At 39.3% G+C, this 16,257-nt stretch carries 17 protein-coding genes and 1 tRNA gene; 16 read left to right on the forward strand and 2 right to left on the reverse strand.

The window, feature by feature from the left end:
* Nucleotides 1-82 precede the first annotated feature (82 nt).
* From N5J47_RS14990 to N5J47_RS15000, 3 genes are all read left to right on the forward strand, one after another.
* Complete coding sequence (locus N5J47_RS14990; protein ID WP_347815013.1) at nt 83-490, forward strand: J517_1871 family lipoprotein; 408 nt, start codon at nt 83-85, stop codon at nt 488-490.
* Between the two features lie 52 nt (nt 491-542).
* Complete coding sequence (locus N5J47_RS14995; protein ID WP_279960591.1) at nt 543-1,166, forward strand: MarC family protein; 624 nt, start codon at nt 543-545, stop codon at nt 1,164-1,166.
* A gap of 218 nt (nt 1,167-1,384) precedes the next feature.
* Nucleotides 1,385-1,906 carry an acyl-CoA thioesterase gene (locus N5J47_RS15000; RefSeq protein ID WP_279960590.1) on the forward strand — a complete coding sequence of 174 codons (522 nt, stop codon included), beginning with the start codon at nt 1,385-1,387 and terminating at the stop codon, nt 1,904-1,906.
* Between the two features lie 135 nt (nt 1,907-2,041).
* Here the strand turns inward: N5J47_RS15000 and N5J47_RS15005 are convergent, their stop codons facing one another.
* Complete coding sequence (locus N5J47_RS15005) at nt 2,042-2,242, reverse strand: hypothetical protein (RefSeq protein WP_279960589.1); 201 nt, start codon at nt 2,240-2,242, stop codon at nt 2,042-2,044.
* Between the two features lie 486 nt (nt 2,243-2,728).
* On the opposite strand from N5J47_RS15005, the gene N5J47_RS15010 reads away from it, so the two are divergent.
* The 7 genes from N5J47_RS15010 (at nt 2,729) to pgaD (ending at nt 9,465) form a co-directional block, all read left to right on the forward strand.
* The gene (locus N5J47_RS15010) at nt 2,729-3,730 is read left to right on the forward strand and encodes a GTP-binding protein (protein WP_279960588.1); all 1,002 of its coding nucleotides are present in this window, start codon (nt 2,729-2,731) and stop codon (nt 3,728-3,730) included.
* 88 nt (nt 3,731-3,818) lie between these two features.
* Nucleotides 3,819-4,349, forward strand: a complete 531-nt coding sequence (locus N5J47_RS15015) for a YaeQ family protein (protein WP_279960587.1) — start codon at nt 3,819-3,821, stop codon at nt 4,347-4,349.
* A gap of 30 nt (nt 4,350-4,379) precedes the next feature.
* Nucleotides 4,380-4,721 (forward strand): FKBP-type peptidyl-prolyl cis-trans isomerase, encoded by a 342-nt coding sequence (locus N5J47_RS15020; protein ID WP_004674912.1) that lies wholly within the window; start codon nt 4,380-4,382, stop codon nt 4,719-4,721.
* Between the two features lie 378 nt (nt 4,722-5,099).
* The gene (locus N5J47_RS15025; protein ID WP_004760963.1) at nt 5,100-5,501 is read left to right on the forward strand and encodes a hypothetical protein; all 402 of its coding nucleotides are present in this window, start codon (nt 5,100-5,102) and stop codon (nt 5,499-5,501) included.
* A 247-nt stretch (nt 5,502-5,748) separates the two neighbouring features.
* Nucleotides 5,749-7,746: a poly-beta-1,6-N-acetyl-D-glucosamine N-deacetylase PgaB gene (gene pgaB, locus N5J47_RS15030; protein WP_279960629.1), complete on the forward strand. Its 1,998-nt coding sequence runs from the start codon at nt 5,749-5,751 to the stop codon at nt 7,744-7,746.
* Between the two features lie 13 nt (nt 7,747-7,759).
* Complete coding sequence (gene pgaC, locus N5J47_RS15035) at nt 7,760-9,016, forward strand: poly-beta-1,6-N-acetyl-D-glucosamine synthase (protein ID WP_279960586.1); 1,257 nt, start codon at nt 7,760-7,762, stop codon at nt 9,014-9,016.
* A 32-nt stretch (nt 9,017-9,048) separates the two neighbouring features.
* Complete coding sequence (gene pgaD, locus N5J47_RS15040; protein WP_279960585.1) at nt 9,049-9,465, forward strand: poly-beta-1,6-N-acetyl-D-glucosamine biosynthesis protein PgaD; 417 nt, start codon at nt 9,049-9,051, stop codon at nt 9,463-9,465.
* A gap of 137 nt (nt 9,466-9,602) precedes the next feature.
* Here pgaD and N5J47_RS15045 read toward each other — a convergent pair.
* Nucleotides 9,603-9,688, reverse strand: a tRNA-Leu gene (locus N5J47_RS15045).
* A 364-nt stretch (nt 9,689-10,052) separates the two neighbouring features.
* On the opposite strand from N5J47_RS15045, the gene N5J47_RS15050 reads away from it, so the two are divergent.
* The 6 genes from N5J47_RS15050 to N5J47_RS15075 are packed head-to-tail and all read left to right on the forward strand — an operon-like array spanning nt 10,053 to nt 15,928.
* Entirely contained in the window at nt 10,053-10,955 is a 903-nt protein-coding gene (locus N5J47_RS15050; RefSeq protein WP_279960584.1) for a WYL domain-containing protein, read from the forward strand.
* Between the two features lie 10 nt (nt 10,956-10,965).
* Nucleotides 10,966-11,148 (forward strand): hypothetical protein, encoded by a 183-nt coding sequence (locus tag N5J47_RS15055; protein ID WP_279960583.1) that lies wholly within the window; start codon nt 10,966-10,968, stop codon nt 11,146-11,148.
* Nucleotides 11,149-11,150: 2 nt separating this feature from the next.
* The gene (locus N5J47_RS15060; protein WP_279960582.1) at nt 11,151-12,221 is read left to right on the forward strand and encodes an ATP-binding protein; all 1,071 of its coding nucleotides are present in this window, start codon (nt 11,151-11,153) and stop codon (nt 12,219-12,221) included.
* A gap of 18 nt (nt 12,222-12,239) precedes the next feature.
* A complete protein-coding gene (locus N5J47_RS15065) occupies nt 12,240-13,520 on the forward strand; it encodes a hypothetical protein (protein ID WP_279960581.1) in 1,281 nt (426 codons plus the stop codon).
* The gene (locus tag N5J47_RS15070) at nt 13,520-15,280 is read left to right on the forward strand and encodes a hypothetical protein (RefSeq protein WP_279960580.1); all 1,761 of its coding nucleotides are present in this window, start codon (nt 13,520-13,522) and stop codon (nt 15,278-15,280) included. The genes N5J47_RS15065 and N5J47_RS15070 overlap by 1 nt, the downstream gene beginning before the upstream one ends.
* 3 nt (nt 15,281-15,283) lie before the next feature.
* Nucleotides 15,284-15,928: an OmpA family protein gene (locus tag N5J47_RS15075; RefSeq protein ID WP_279960579.1), complete on the forward strand. Its 645-nt coding sequence runs from the start codon at nt 15,284-15,286 to the stop codon at nt 15,926-15,928.
* The last annotated feature ends 329 nt before the right edge of the window (nt 15,929-16,257 follow it).

Below are 16,257 nucleotides of genomic sequence, written 5' to 3' on the forward strand. Positions count from 1 at the left end.
TACATGGCTTGCGGATTAAACTGCATCTCAATATGTGAAAATTATAAGAATTATTTGATTTTTCTAATTTTAGGTGGCGGTTGTGAAAAAAGTTCTTTTGTCTGGTGCTCTTGCGCTTGGTCTGCTGGGATGTACTTCAATGACAACAATGACCCCAGCCCAGTTTAATCAATTGACTCCGACTCAAATCCCATTCTCTGGCTATTGGTCAGGCACAACGGGTACTGCCATTTCCACATTGAGGCTTGACCGTCAAGGCCGAGGCCAGCTTTGTATGGATAACCGTCAGGACTTGATGAGCTATAAGGTTAAGCTACTGGATAATGAGCTTTATACCGATCAGGGTATTAAGTTCAAGGTAAAAGAATTAAACCAGCAAACGGCAGTTATGCAGATGAGCCTACTGGGGGTGGGGGCAACTTTCAACATGGGCAAGGATGATCAGCTCAAGCAGGCCAGTGCACGTTGCCAGCAGGTTCTCAATCGATAATGAATTAAATTCCTTATAAAAGATTCCATTTGCGACATTAAAGAGAGTTGTTATGTTTTCTCATTATATTCATGCATTTGCATTGTTTTTTTCATTGCTGAATCCTTTCCTGATGAGTGTCTATATGGTGGGGATGATTCGTAATACAGAAGTAAAGGTGTTTAATAAGGCACTGATTCAGGGCAGCCTGATTGCCTTTGGTGTATTTGTCTTATTTGCATGGGGTGGAGAGAATATTTTTAGCCGTTATCTTAATGTGCGTTTTGAGTCATTCCAGATTTTCGGTGGCCTGATCTTTCTGGTGATTGGATACCGCTATGTGTTTCAGGGTGCTGAAACCATTGGTGAAATGCGTGGTGCACCTGAACATCTGGCTGGAACCATTGCCATGCCGTTCATGATTGGACCAGGCACCATTAGCGCAGCCGTTGTGACAGGGGTAACCGTGCCATTTACAGGTGCCATGGCAGTGATTGCGCTGACGCTTTTTTTGACCTGTAGCATCCTCATTCTCATGAAATATGGGCATGATCATCTGCGTTATAAACATGCCAAATATATAGACCGTTACTTTGACATTGTAGGTCGCCTGTCCGCATTGCTGATTGGTACCATTGCCGTGGATATGATCGTCAATGGTGTGACAGGTCTGATTCGTTCGGCAAACCTCGGTTGATCCATGAATATCATTTTCAAATATGGAAAATATTTTTTCTCAAAATAAACAATCCATATTTGAGGTGGAATTTTATAGAAATGCCTTAAATGTAATCATTGTGAAATAATAAATGAAACATCATCAAAAAGTTTGATGATGTTTTATGCGTTTATGCGTATTTTTAAAAGGCTGAATCAACGATAATACTATAGTTGTATTCCCAATGAGTTCTCCCCATGTCTCCATTAGATCAATTGAACCATGCACCTGATGACCAGTCAGAACTAACCATGTCAGTTTTAATGACTCCTGACATGGCTAATTTTTCAGGCAATGTGCATGGTGGGGCAATTTTAAAGCTGCTTGACCAAGTGGCATATGCCTGTGCAAGCCGTTATTCAGGCAGTTATGTTGTGACATTGTCGGTAGACAAGGTGAATTTTAAAGAGCCTATTTATGTGGGCGAACTGGTGACATTCCTTGCCAGTGTCAATCATGTTGGACGTACTTCAATGGAAGTGGGAATACGTGTGGAGGCACAGAATATCCAGAAACGTACCATTCGCCATACCAACACCTGTTATTTCACGATGGTTGCGGTTGATGAGGAACGTAAGCCGAAAGAAGTTCCATCATTAAAGCTGGATACTGACTGGAAGCGTTGCCGTTTTGAAGCCGCGGAACAGCGTAAGGAGATGCGTCTACAGGAAGTCCATCAGCCCTCATGCAGCATTTTTAAGAAATCAACGCAGTGCTGATTGATAAAGATTAAAAAAGTTCTCCAATAAAAAAGATCGAACCGCAGCATGGCTCGATCTTTAACATTTGTAATGAAATAAATTTAAGTCATTACAAATGTTGGTCTAAAGGTCTGGAGGAACCTTAAGATCAGTTTAGTTGCTTGCTGGTGTAGATGCTGGAGCAGCTTCAGTCGCTGTTGCATCAGTTGTTGCAGCTTGAGTTTCTGGTTGTTCCTGAGTTGAAACAACGACTCTTTCTTCAGTTTCAGTTTTGGCTTCTTTGGTTGGTGCAGCAAATGTTGAAGCGGCAGCAAGAGTAAGTGTTGTAGCAAGAAGTGTCTTAATAAGTTTCATGTTTGGCATCCTTATTTCGTTTAAAATAACAGCCTCAATATGGAATTCGATTTATCCAAACTCCTCATTTCGGCATGAAGTTCATGCTATGTGTCAAATCTATTTGCAGCAATATTCTTAACAATCTATTACGTTGTTCTTAACAATCTGAATCATTTTGGCCGTCTGTGTAATGTATTTGTAAAAACAATAGGTGATATTTCGATGTGAAATGTATGTAAATATGTTGGGTTGATTAAAAAATAATCTTGTGGTTTACGGATGAATAACATTCATCCTTTGTTTAAGAAATATCCATAATTGGATATTCCATTTAAAAATGAGCTTAAATGGAAAAAATGAAGATATTTTTGTGACTTGGTTTATATTTTTAAAAATAATTGTCGGTTATGTTTGTTTTGTGGTAAATCACCATAAAATCTCTAAAGTTCCTTTTTGATGGGCAACTTTGCCGTTAGAATAAATCTTTTGCACCTGTCAGACACTGTGAAATTTATTGCACCTCAACCTGTTCCAACCCATATTATTTCTGGCTTTTTAGGGGCGGGTAAAACCACGCTACTACAACATTTACTGAGCCAAAAGCCTGAACATGAGGTGTGGGCGGTATTGATGAATGAATTTGGTCAAATCGGTGTTGACCAGCAATTGATTAGTCAACAACAGGGCTATGCTGTCAAAGAACTGCTGGGTGGCTGTTTATGCTGTAGTAGTCAACTGCCTATGCAAATTGCGCTTGCGCGTCTTTTAAGTGAAAGCAAACCAGACCGACTATTTATAGAACCCACAGGTTTAGGGCATCCCGCACAATTACTGGAACAACTGACAGAACCACATTGGCAAAGCAGTCTGGCAATGCGTGCCTTGGTGGTTGTGGTGGATGGCAGCCGTTTGCATGATCATGATTGGGTACAGCAGAACTTATATACCGATCAGTTGAAAGCGGCACAAATCGTGGTCATCTCACATATTGATTTGATGAATGAGGCTGACCACCAGGCTTATCTGGCGTTAAAACAGGAATACCAGACCTATGTGCAACATTGGTTTGAGACTGAGCAGGGGCAGGTCGAGCTTGAAAAAATTGATATTGCCCAACAGCCTGTACAACGTAAAATTCAGCCCTTATTAAAGTTGCAAAAAACACAGGCCGCCGTTCAGGAACAGGAAATCAAGCAGCTTCCTTACCACTATGTTGAGACTGCCCAGGGATTCACAGTGACAGGCTGGAAATTACCGAAGCGCTGGCAGTTTAATTTTTATGAGTTGTTAGACCTGTTGTGTGCCCAGCAAGACTGGGTGCGTATCAAGGGAATTTTTAATACCGATCAGGGCTGGAAAAGCTTTAATTTTAATCCCCAACAGTTTAACTATAAGTCGGCGGAAGAAAGTATTGATAACCGAATAGAAATCATTACCCAAGTCCAGCAGGATTGGTTGGCATTTGAAACGCAGTTGTTGGCGTGTCGTATCAATAGAGATGGATAACCAGTTGGTCAAATTGGCTCATGTTGTCCTATAAAATAGAGTATGCTTAGCGCCAAATTTGAACACACTATATTTAAGAGCACCGTTTATGGCGTTAAAAGCAACAATATATAAGGCAGACCTGAATATTGCCAATATGGATGAGCATATCTATGCGGACTACCAGTTGACGCTGGCATTGCATCCATCAGAAACCATTGAACGTTTAATGGTGCGGATTCTAGCCTATGCGCGTTATGCGGATGAGCAACTGGAATTCACCAAAGACCTGTTTGAAACCGATGAACCTGCGTTATGGCAGAAAGACCTGACGGGTTTGCTGGAAAAATGGATTGAAGTTGGGTGTCCATCGGAAGATAAAGTAAAGAAAGCTAGTGCGCGTTGCAGGAAGGTTGCCGTGATTGCCTATGGTTCGCAGGCAGATGACTGGTGGCAGAAAAATACCAAGATCAAGACACTCAGCAATGTCGAGGTTTGGCAACTGGCTCCGCAAACCACCCAGGCACTTGAAAAGTTGTGTGAACGTACCATGCAGTTGCAACTGAATATCATGGATGGTGAATGGACCTTGCTCAGTGACAAGGGACAGGTCGACATCCAGTGGCAACAATTGCAATAATGTTGAACTGAAAGAAATTTGGAGAGAGCGATGAGTGCGGAATTACAGATTATTGACTTGAAAGTGGGTGAGGGTAAAGAGGCCGTAAAAGGTGCCTTGATTACCACCCATTATACAGGCTGGTTGGAAGATGGAACCAAGTTTGACTCTTCAATAGACCGTGGGAATTATTTTGAAACCGTGATTGGCACTGGACGAGTGATCAAGGGCTGGGACCAGGGCATTATGGGGATGCGGGTTGGTGGCAAGCGCAAACTGATCGTTCCTGCACACTTGGCTTACGGGGAACGTAAGATGGGAAAAATTATTCCTGCCAATTCAAACCTAACCTTTGAAATTGAGCTTTTTGATGTCAAGACACGCGACGAATAGACCGTTCTTTGTAGAAACAATAAAGTGGTTTAGGCTTGAATTTATGCTAAATCACTTTAAAATCAGCTATATAAAACATTATTAATAATTATATAATAACTTTTTGATTTTAAATGACTTTCTTTTTATCTGATTTTTTTCATAGTCTGGGAAAAAATGGTTGATTCTCTATACAGTCCTGTATATCTTTGAGTTCAAAGAGCAATTTCCCTGTAAATGACAATGTGCTGAATAAAAAATCATATTTTAAAATTTGGGAAATTTGCTTATAAGGTCACTATAGAGTTGTGCTTGGTCACGTATGATAGTTGCTTAAATATAAAAATGCTGTAATTGCCTCAGGCAAGCGATAAAAATTTGAATGAGTAGAGGTATGATATGAATGATTATTTGGATATCACTGCATCAGAGTTGTTAAAAGAGCTGGACCATTTTTTCCTGATTGATACGCATGATGGGGCGCAAACAGGATTTTGGGTCAATGAACAGGCGCTTATGGATCGGCATTACTGGATTGATGGCGATTATAAAGTTGAAATCGTAAGGGCCTTGCAACCTGCTCACCAGCATGCACCTCATAATTATAAGATTACCCGTCTGGCCTCATCCGAAGATGACCGCAATGTTGTGCTGCTGGAATATGATGGTATCCATAAAAAAATATTGACGTTCCGCCGTGGTGAGTGGGTCAACCGTTTATGTAAATATTTCTACCAGAAAGAGCGTTACTATTTACAGCAGTTATCGGAAAATCCAAATTTCCAAAGTATTGAATATTAATCTCTATAACGTTTTACACTCCTAACCTTATTAAAGGTTAGGAGTGTGATTGTATTTCCATCATATCTATTGTTTTACGATAAATTTCATAATATATACTTTTAAGATTATTTTCAGTTTGCAAAATTATAAATACAATCCTTACTTCCAGCTGACACGCTAGAACGCTTATGATTTTGCCTAAATCCTAAGACCATTCATGCCTGCTTCGTCCCCAGCGACTTTCCTGTATCGAGACAATATCTCTATGACAACACGTTTAGTGTCTCCGACCTTAAAAACATTTTTGGGTCTTGTATTCGGTGTGGTTGCAACCACCACCATTTTTGCGGCAAATCCAAAAATTGATGCGACAACGTTAACCGTCATTGGTTATCATGAAATCACAGAGCATAAAGATGCACTGATCCCAAGTTATGCGGTTACTGCACAGCAGTTTAGTCAGCATATTGACTGGTTAAAGAATAATGGCTTCCATTTTATTAATGTGGATCAACTGATCAAGGCCCATCAAGGCCAGTATAAATTGCCTAGTAAACCTGTATTGCTGACGGTGGATGATGGCTATCAATCTTTCTATCAAAATGCCTATCCCGTAATTCGCGCCAAAAAAATCCCTGTGGTTTTGGCTGTGGTCGGTTCATGGCTGGAACCGAAAGAGAACCAGAATGTGGATTTTGGTGGGGAAAGCATCGCAAGGAACAAAATCTTGAGCTGGGACGAGCTTAAGGAGATGCAGAATAGTGGCTTGGTGGAGATTGCCAGTCATAGTTATCATTTGCATCAGGGAATTAATGCAAATCCACAGGGTAATCTGGAGCCTGCCGCCATTACCCGCATTTATGATACTAAAAGCAAAAGTTATGAAAATGATGCCGATTATCAGGCACGTGTCTATCAGGACCTAAAAAAGAACAATGACCTGTTAAAGGCACATGGTCTGCGTTCACCTCGTGTGATGGTCTGGCCTTATGGCCGCTACAACATGCAGTTGGTCAAAACCGCCAAGCAACTGGGCATGCCGATCACCATTACCTTGGATGATGGGGCAGACCACGCCAAACAATCCATTCAGAATATGAGCCGTATCTTGATTCAGGGCAATATGTCGACCAGTGCGCTCGCGCAGGAAATCAAGAATCGTGAGTTAAATCTCGGTGACAATAATCGTCCGCAAAAAATCATGCATGTCGATTTAGACTATATCTATGATCCTGATCCGCAGCAGCAGGAACGTAATCTGGGACATTTACTGGATCGAATTAATGGTATGGGCGTAAACACCGTTTATCTACAGGCCTTTTCTGACCCCGATGCCAATGGTTCAGCGGACATGGTGTATTTCCCGAACCGTCATATCCCGATGCGTGCAGACCTGTTTAACCGTGTGGCCTGGCAAATTCAGACCAGAACACAGGTACAGCGCTTATATGCGTGGATGCCGTTACTGGCGTGGGAATTACCAAAAAAAGACCCTGTTGCAGATGAGCTGGTTGAAACCCAGCAGGCCAAATCAGGTGAGCATTTAAATATGGGCTATATCCGTTTAAGTCCATTCTCGCCAGAAGCTCGGCAGACCATTAAGGAAATTTATCAGGACCTGGCGAAATCCACCCCATTTGATGGCCTGCTGTTCCATGATGATGTCACTTTGTCTGATTATGAGGATGCCCGCCCAGAAGCATTGGCAGCCTATGCAAAACAGGGTTTGCCAACCGACCTTGCAAAAATACGCAACAATGATGCTGACCTGCAAAAATGGACGGCCTTTAAAACCCGTTATCTGGATGACTTTGCAATGGAGCTTGCAGGCGAGGTACGTCAATATCAGCCTTATTTAATGACTGCACGGAATCTGTATGCACAGGTTGCCCTGAATCCGTATGCGGAAAACTGGTATGCACAGTCTCTGGAGGAATCGCTTAACCGTTATGATTTCACCGCCATTATGGCGATGCCCTATATGGAACAGGTGAAAAATCCAGACAAGTTCTACACTGATATCTTAAATCGGGTCAAGAAATATCCGAATGGCATTAAGAAAACGGTGATGGAACTACAGGCAACCAACTGGCGCAATGACCAGAAAGTTCCCTCAGAAGAGATGGCGGCAACCATCAAGTCACTGTATGAACAAGGCGCCATGCATATTGCTTATTATCCAGATGACCCGATTCAGGATCATCCAGATGTAAAAACCATGCATAATGCATTTGGGCTAAAATCATCTCAGCTTGTCCCATAATGGAGTCATATCAATGAGTTGGATTGCTTTATTATGGTCATCAGCCATTAAGTTTGTGTTCTATTATCCATTGTTCATGTCATACCTATGGATGATTGGGGCACTGATTTTTTACTGGAAAGAGCGTCAGGACCCACCTTACCAGCAACCAGCCGCATTGCCACGCTACCCTAAAGTTGCGGTGCTGATTCCCTGCTTTAATGAGGGGGAGAATGCAGATGAAACTATTCGCCATGCCTTGCAACTGGACTATCCAGATTTTGAGGTGATTGCGATCAATGATGGCAGTTCCGACAACACGGGCGAGGTGCTAGACCGTCTGGCAAGCCAGTATGAAAAATTGCGGGTGGTGCATTTGGCCCAGAATCAGGGTAAGGCGATGGGTTTGCAGGCAGGCAGCCTAATGACCGATGCTGAATTCCTGATTGGTATTGATGGCGATGCCTTGCTTGACCCACATGCCGCCAAGTGGATGATACGACATTTTCTTGAAGATTCGACTGTGGCGGCGGTAACGGGAAATCCACGTATCCGTACCCGTTCAACCCTGTTAGGGCGGATTCAGGTTGGAGAGTTTTCTTCAATTGTGGGCATGATTAAACGTGCCCAGCGCACCTTTGGACGCTTGTTCACGGTATCGGGTGTGATTACCGCATTCCGTAAAAGTGCGGTACATCAGGTCGATTACTGGTCTCCAAATATGTTGACTGAAGATATTGATATCACCTGGAAATTGCAGCGCGCAGGCTGGGATGTCCGTTTTGAACCAAATGCACTGGTGTGGATTTTAATGCCAGAAACCATGAACGGTTTATGGAAACAGCGTTTACGCTGGGCGATGGGTGGGGCACAGGTGCTGGTCAAGAATATTGACGTGTTCTTCAAGCCTAAGTTGAACTTTTTATGGCCGTTAATGCTGGAACTTTGTTTGACATTAGTCTGGTCATACTTGATGTTAATCATGGCGGTGATGTGGCTACTGCATTTTATTCTGCCAATTCCTGCACTCACTGTCGTCAGCTCGCCTTTCTTGCCTTATGGCAGCGGAATTTTATTGGGCGCTACCTGTTTAATTCAGTTTGCTTTAAGCAAATGGATGGATAGTCGTTATGAACCAAGCTTAGGGAAAAATTATTATTGGATGATTTGGTACCCATTTGTATTTTGGTTAATCACGATTACTGCTACAATCGTCGCCTTTCCGAAAGTGCTGCTACGCAATGATGGAAAACGTGCCCGCTGGATCAGTCCTGATCGTGGTATTCGTTGAATCTAAAGATTCATTTTGCTGAGTAAAGAGCAATGAAAGCAAACAGTTTGATTATTGATTTACGTCGCCAGCTCCCATGGCATAAACGTTATGCATCAACAACAACGACAGCAATGATGTGGGCAGGCTGGTTGCTGCTATGGCGACCATTTATTCTGGTTTGGGTCTTGGTGGAAATTAAGAAAACCTACCTGGCACAACGTCTGATTGAAGCCTTTGGTGATGGCATTGAGCAGGGAGTAACAGCCTTGGTGGTGTGTGCTGTTGCCTTGTTGCTATGGGGTTTTTTACCTGCAAAACGTGTGCATAAAACGCATGTGGTGGAAAAATCACTGCCTGATTATGCGCGCTATTTTGAATTGCCTGAACAGGAAATCCAGGTGGGGCGTCAGAACAAAGTCACCACCGTACACCACGATGAAAATGGTAAAATTATCCGTGTGGAATAATTTTATTGTTTGAGCCTGAAAATAATATTGAATGCCTTGGTTTTTTAATTAAGGCATTTTTTTATATTCCTAAATTTCAGGTATAAAAAAACCAGCATTAAGCTGGAATTTTTAGCACCATTTCATTTGCTGAAAAATGGTGCCCGAGGCCAGACTCGAACTGGCACGCTTTGTGGGCGGGGGATTTTAAATCCCCTGTGTCTACCGATTTCACCACTCGGGCATGAGCGCAATAATAGAGGACACTTGAAAACTTGGCAAGAGTAAAACCACGTATTTGCTTTCTTTTCAGTCAATTCATGTGGTTATTTATGGGGACTAAGTTTCTAGGCAATCATTTTAACTATTTTGTCATTAACTGACTTTAATTTTAACTTTCTAATAAAAATGTAAGTTAGAAATAAAAAAAGAAAAATTTTTAAATTTTAGTTATTTAACTCATATAATGATCTGTATGGTGAATATGTGTTTTATCTATAGAAAAAGTGATAAAAAATTTCTTATATTTCCATTTTTCATGACATAACCTGTCATAGTAGTGTGAATAATAAGTATGTAACAACAGAATAAAATGAATTTGGTGGGGAATGGCAAAAAATTCTGAAAGAAGCGAGAAGTTAGCTGACCGATTAGCAACTATGTTGGTGATGCTCGACAATGGTGAAAGTCTTAACCTTAAAGAGTTGGCAATCAAATTCGAAGTGAGTGAGCGAACACTTGCTAGAGATATTAGTCGTTTAAAATCGGCGAAGTCGGATTTGGGGCTGGTTTCAGATCTTGAGGGGGAGCAAAAGTATCGTACAACGAATAAAGTATTCAAACTCAAAGATATTCAAAAATTTGCAAAAATCTCTGGAGCTTATGGAGTATACCCTGAATTAAAACCATCATTTTTAAAAAAATTATTGGCAGATGATCAGCAAGGTGTTTATGAAGCCAAAGGTCATGCCCATGAGAATGCTAAAACTTTAAGTAAATCGCTGTCCATGCTTTCAGAAGCGATTGAAAAATGCCAAACAATCCAGTTTTTATATAACGGTCAACTGCGTGAAGTTGAGCCATATCGTTTGATTCATCATCATGGTAGTTGGTATTTGGCTGCGGTAAGAAAGGGAAAGCTTCTTACTTATCGGGTGAGTCGTATAGCCCGTTCTTATCAACAGCATGAGCTTTCAACATTCGAACCGAATCCAGATATTTTAAAACAATTAGAAGATGAAGACAGTATTTGGTTTGGACAGGAAAAAAGTGAAGTGATTTTAAAAGTTCATGCCGATGTGGTATTGCATTTTATGCAACGCCAACTTTTACCTGGGCAAGAGCTGGTTAAGACATTGGAAGATGGTGGGATATTGGTATCCAGCAAAATTAGCCATGCCATGCAGCTTTTACCTTTGGTCAGATATTGGATTCCGCATGTGGAAATTATTAGTCCTGAGCATTTACAGGATGAGTTGGAGACAGGGTTGAAAGGGTATTTGGAGCGTTAGGGAGATAACAATGGCATGGAAACCGAAACCAATGCAAGTTCAGTGTCCACAATGTAAAGCAACAGATATTTTTACTCCATCGAGAGACATAATTGCGTTTTTTCCTCGATGTAATAAATGTGGGGTAGAAATGGTTGTTTTGGGGCAGGTGGATTTGCTGGGCTGGATAACAAATTTAAAAAATTGGTTTTAAAAATGAAAAAACTTATCAAGGAATTGAAAAAAATGGGTCATCGAGAAAGTAAACTATCTGCAACAATCAACGAGAAATTTGATTTAGAAAAAGCACGTCAACGTTTACAGCAGTTTCAGGTAGAACGAGAACGTGATGAGCAGAATAAGGAGCGAAATTTAGGTATTGTTGAGCCTTTAGCTCAAGATCAGCAGAATTATATGGTTGTTAAACCAACAGTTACTTTAGACGATGATGTCATTTTATCAACAGCTACCCGTGTGCAGTTAGATGAGGGAATGGCTAAATTACGCTTTCATAAGACGATCTATGAAGACTGGAATTTTGGTTCTGTAGATAAGCAAGGGCGCAGTGTTATTCTAAATTTTTTTGGTGCGCCTGGGACAGGTAAAACTTTAACCGCAGAAGCATTCGCAGGAAGTTTAGGCTTATCTATCATAAAATTGGGAATTGCTGAGCTTGAAAGCAAATTTATGGGGGAAACTTCAAAAAATATTCAGGCTGTGTTTAAGGTTGCAACAGAAGCCAATTCAGTTTTATTTTTTGATGAAGCAGATACTTTATTGGGTAAACGTTTATCTTCAGTGACACAAGGTATTGATAATGAAGTGAATGCTATGCGTTCTACTTTATTGATCGAGTTAGAAAAATTTAACGGAATTGCAATTTTTGCAACCAACTTTGCCAAAAACTATGATGAAGCGTTTAGAAGTCGTATTAGTCACCATATTCATTTTGATTTACCTGATTTAGATGCTCGCAAAAATTTATGGTCAAAAATGATTGTTGAACAAATTCCATTACTTGAATCTCGTGAAGAATTTATTAACTGGTCGGCAGAGTTATCAGAAGGTTTTTCTGGTCGTGAGATTCGTACTTGTATGCGTTTGGTTTTACCTAAAGCTTTGTTGGAAGCTGAATTGGCACAGGAAGAGCCAAAGTTAAAACTGGAACAGTTAAAAGAAGTGATCCACCGTGTGAACCATGCCAAGTCAGAAGTTGCAAGTAAAAACAATGCAATAAGTAGTGATGAAGTTCGTTCAGCAAAATCGTTATTGGGTATTAAAGGTTAATTCAAAGGGGAAAATATTATGGGTTTTTTTAGTTCGGTATGGTCGGGTGTAAAATCCGCCGCATCAGCAGTTGGTCGGGGTGTGAGTAAAGCATGGGATGCTGCGAAAAATGCTGCAAGTAAAGCAATTGACTGGATGGCAGATAAAGCTGAAAATTTTGTGGGTAAAGTAAAAGAAGTCTGGGCAACGGTAAAGCCACATGTTGTTAGAATTGCGCCAATGGTTTCCAATGCTTTAAAAGCAATTCCTCATCCGTGGGCACAAACGGCTGCGGTTGCCATTGAAAAAGGCTTGCAGGCTTTATTGGCATTAGAGAATAGTCCAATTCTTAAAAAAGCAGAACAGGCTATTTTATGGGCAGCTAAAGCAGCACGCCATTTCCGTAACAAGTTTTGGACATCTGAAGAAGCGAAAAAAGAAGCTAAAGAAGCTGAACAGCGTCAGGATGATTTACAGGAAGCGATGGATGCGATGCAAACAGAGGAACAGCGTCAATCTATTCGTTTTGCTGTAGTCATTAATGACTATGTATTAGTTCAAAATCGTATTCAGGCAATTTTGGAACAGGATAATTTAATTGATTTTAATCATTATCTAAGATTACGAGCAACTCAGAAGTTATTGAAAGCCGCAGAAAAAACATTAAATACAGCACAGAATATCAATGAAATTACCGCAGATGATTCATTCTTGTTGAGAATAGGTGCTGATCTTTTGGCTGAAAATCCACAATTGTCTGATGCGGATGCAGAGCGTTTAGATCAATTAATTAGAAGACGTTTTAACGGTAAATCACTTATTCCTTTTGTATTTGAAGAAATGATTTGTGCATGGGAAACCAAATATCAAAATATGGAAGCGAAATGGAAAAAGCAGAATAAGCATTTAGCATCTTTACAAGATGATTTAATGTTATTAGAAACAAAATTAGAAATTGAGCCTCTAAGTACAGATGAAGAGCAAAACTTAATTGAATTGAGACAGGATGTTATTACTGAATCCTATCAATTAAAACAACAGGGTAAAGAAAATCGGGCAATGAAAAGCTATGTTCATGCTGCCGAAGGGTTTTTACAGGTATTGGAAAAATCAGAAGAACAATTTGAAGAGGAGGGTAGGGATTATATCCTTGATGATGTTGCGACAGTGGGTCGGCTATTGATTGATTGTGCCCAAAATGGAAAACAGTGGGATGAGTTATCAGTGGATGAGCAAAGCTTGATTACAGATTATGCCAATATTTTTGCAGCAGATAGTAAACAGCGTAATCAGGATTTGATTGAGGCAGAAGTAGCATAATGGAAATTTTAAACTTTTTATTACCGATTCATTTTTCACCTTTTAAAATTGAAATTTTACCAATTACATTCTTCTTAATTATTTGGGGCTTATTTATATTTACTATTATTCAAGTTTATCTTAATGCTAAGACTGAAAATTGGGAAAATAATTGGAGGGGTGGGAACAGAAATAGTAAATCTAAGGGATTGGATGCTGAACATGGGTCAATTATGGATATTAGTAATGCTGTGGCAACTTCTGCGGAAAGAATAGCAGATATTATGCCAGGCATGATCCTAATTATTGGCCTACTTGGCACATTTCTGGGTTTAGGTTTAGCTCTAGATAAAGCATCCTCTATTTTAACTGGTGCAAATTCCATGAGTAACATGGATGCTTCAATGACCCAACTTATGGGAATGTTAGAAGGGCTTGGTACTAAATTTAAAACATCGACATGGGGATTATTAGCATTTATTTTACTAAAAGTTATCTTGTCCAAAAATAGTTATGAAGAACGTCGTTTATACTGGTCGATTGAAAAGGTAAAAGATGAATTGGACTTATCTCGTGATAGAAAACTACAGGAGGAACGAGCAAATAATCAAAAGATTATTGATTGTATGCAAAATATTGCGTCCCAGTTTGAAAAAACTGTTCAAATAAATCAAAACTCTAATAAGGAGCAATTGCAACAATTAACCCAATTTAGTCAAGGTACAATATCAGCTATACAGAAAAGTCATGAGGAACAAATTTCTGTATTAAAATTAAATAATAAAGAAAATATAGAGCAGATAAAGGAGTTGTCTAAATTCAGTCAAAATACTTTATCTGCTATTCAGCTTGGACATACTGAGATAATTAAATCTCAAAAAATTTCAATTGAAAAATTCTCAGAAAAATATGATCAAATGCTTATAGCTCTCGATACACAGCATAATGAGAATAAATATTTTCTGAGTGATCTAGTTCAACAAGGTAAAGATACTCGAGATGCGATGGTGAGCTTTATTGAGAAGAATGAGGCTACTGTAACGACCTTAGGTAAATCAGCAGCAGGAATGTCTAAAGCGGCATCCACTATGGGAGATTCAGCTAATCATCTTCAAGCTGTAATTGATTCTTTCCGTATAAATATGGAACAAGTTGTTTCATTAATGAAAAAAGATTTAAATACAACGATTTCTGGTATGAATACTAGTTTTGGTCAAAATATGACGAAAATGTCAGATAATCTTAAAACATCAATTGGAGATATGAGTACTAGCTTTAAAAAGAATATGTCTGAAATGTCGAAAGGTTTAAATACTGCAACTCAGGATATTTCTAATGCTGTCAATAGTTTATCTGGTAGTGTAGATGAAACTATGAAAACTGTAACATCAACTATCAATGAATCAATGGAATTACAGAAAAAATCACAAGGACAGTTTACTACAACTGTACAAGTATTAAGAAAAGAAATTCTTGAAATGACTGGATTGGTCAATAAGTTATCTGAAGATATTACTAACGGATTAAAATCAGTATCTGAGAGCAATCGTCATATGATTAGTGTAGCGAAGAAAGCAGAAAATTTGACTCAAATGGTAGATGGGACTTTTAAAGAATCATTACAAAGTATTGAAGCGGTCACAACGTTAAAACCAGCATTAGAAAACTTGGCACACGGTATAGATTCTCAAATTACTTTATTGGGTAAGATTGAAAACAATACCTCTCCTGAGCAACAAAAAAAATCAAATAATCTTTTAAAACTTGGGGGGAGAAAGTAAACAGTGAAAGATAAGCCCAATGAGTGGATTTCAATTTCAGATTTAATGGCAGGGGTTATGGCGGTTGTCATGCTTTTGTTGGTTATGTCTGTATTACAGAAAACCTATGCTGAATTAAAACATAAACAGGAAATGGAACAAGGTGGGGCTGCCCAACAAAAACGTATTGCTGAGATGCTAAATGATTTAAAGAAATCTGTTGAAGAACAAGGTGCAAGTAGTCTCATGTCATTTGATATTGCAGATGGACGAATTACACTGAAAGATAATATTTTTGAAAAAGGTAGTGCATGTATTACACCATTGGCTGCTCAAGCATTTAAGAATATTGATGTCAAAATATCAAAATTCTTACAAGATAATAGTTTAGCTTCGATTTACGTTGAGGGGCATACAGACAGCTTACCTGTTTCTCGTCCTGTAACTGATTATGCGCGTTTCTGTACAGTATATGATGATAACTTTACTTTATCCGCAGCGAGAGCGAGAGAGGCACGAAAGCTATTAATCTCACAATTGGATGCTATTCAGTCTAAACGTATTGTGGTCGCAGGTTTTGGTGACTCTCATCCTTTAAAAGGTATAGATTCTAAAGATGGTCGAAATCGCCGTGTAGAGATTCAGTTTGCGGTTACATCTGGGAACTGATTTTTCGATATTTTTATCATGTTTAGGGTTAAATAAAGATGAAAGAATGTATTGAGTTGTTATTTAACATTATCTTTAGAGTCTTGGGGCAGATTGGGTTTAAATATGTTGTTATTGGATTTTTTCTAATTTTATTGGTCTTTTGGGTGGTTGATAAGATATGTAAGTCTAAATAAGAGTTAAAATAATTTATACCTCTTATTGTTAAGTGTTTTAATGATAAGAGAAGATTTCTAATCAATATTTTAATTTTCTGTAGTTGTTAGATTCAATTTACTACTATTCATTAAATTTTTAAATAAACCACTAACCCAATAAATCCAAATAAA

The organism is Acinetobacter sp. GD03645 (assembly GCF_029845285.1).
GTDB lineage: Bacteria > Pseudomonadota > Gammaproteobacteria > Pseudomonadales > Moraxellaceae > Acinetobacter > Acinetobacter corruptisaponis.